This window comes from Parendozoicomonas sp. 209JJ7-1 (genome assembly GCF_058147085.1).
Genome location: NZ_JBYVJU010000072.1, coordinates 1 through 1,277, shown reverse-complemented (window position 1 = coordinate 1,277; position 1,277 = coordinate 1). Strand labels below are relative to the sequence as shown.

The following is a 1,277-nucleotide window of genomic DNA, read 5'->3' as shown; positions in this document are numbered from 1 at the left end:
TTCGTTTTGCACTAAGCCATAAATATTGTGATCGACGATGTTGCCGTGTAGATTTTCTGAGTTTTGTATTACTCCTTCAAGAGTAAAACCTAAACGCTCACATACTTTTTGGCTTGGAATGTTCTCTGTTGCGACTCTAATTTCAACTTTCTTCATTCCAAGAGAATTAAATGCATAATTAATTAAGGTCCGGCAAGATTTCGTAATAATTCCTTTACCTTGATGATCTGCTGAAACCCAGTATCCAATAACTACTTTCTTCAGGTCGAAATCAATTTTGTTAAATGTAATTACGCCAACAAGATTGTTCGAATATTCAATGCCACAAGCCATTTCTTTCATTTCTGAAAGTCCAACTAATGTGTCTTTTATGAAGTTTCTTGTGTCATTTGGAGAGTTTGTTTTCGGTGGCCAAATCATCCAATTTTTTAAATATTCTCTATTTTTGTCAATTAGATAAAATAACTCTTCGGCCTTATTTGGGGTTAGAAGGGATAATCGTATTTTTTCATCTACTTCTTTGATGAACACGCAAATGTCTCCTTAGAACATAACGCCTAAATCAGGTGCGCCGTAGGCGTCACCTGGATTTACTTGTTATGTTGCGGTTTGCACATTACTACTTCTTAAACATTGCTAAACTTGCAATTTCTTGGTAGATTTCAATGAATCGACTTTTCAAAATCTCATCATTGAACTCAGTGACATATTGCATATCTTCATCATCTATAAACATATCCTTTGAGATGGTTATAGAATATTTTTCCTTGAAACGTTCAACTATATCTCTGAACCTTGGGTTTGTATGTTTGTATACTGCTTGCTCTTTTGTTAAAACTTCTCCACTCAAGCTGCAATGAACAACTCCACTATTGAATTTTTCATTCTTTTCATTAGTTAATATCTGCGATACAGAGCTTCGACACGCTTTATAAAAAAGCAGGTCTAGCGTTTGCTCTTTTGCATTTACGCAGTCTTTTATCGAAAAATCAGTGCGATCACCAGTTAAGCGCTTTATATGGAAACAACTTGTAGGATAACCTTGAGCTTTATCACGATAAAAATATTCTACGCCTTCTCGAATCTTATCTTCGGGATGTCTCTGTAACAGCTCAAAAAGTAGCTTATCATCTTCATTTGTTACCTGTTGCCCATCTTCATACTTATTCAGCATTTCACTAAAAAATGTAAATGCGCCACTTTTCTTTGAAAAGGTTTTACTCGGTAAAATTACTGGTATTGATCTCGGCATTGCACTGAATCCTTTTTGAGCGACA

At 35.1% G+C, this 1,277-nt stretch carries 2 protein-coding genes; both read right to left on the bottom strand.

Annotation, left to right across the window (positions count from 1 at the left end):
• A partial coding sequence (locus ACY2RQ_RS19370; RefSeq protein ID WP_490114655.1) for a GNAT family N-acetyltransferase occupies positions 1-531 on the bottom strand: 531 nt, incomplete at its 3' end.
• An 88-nt stretch (positions 532-619) separates the two neighbouring features.
• Positions 620-1,277 (bottom strand): DCL family protein (locus ACY2RQ_RS19365; protein ID WP_490114654.1); only part of this gene is annotated, 658 nt, incomplete at its 5' end.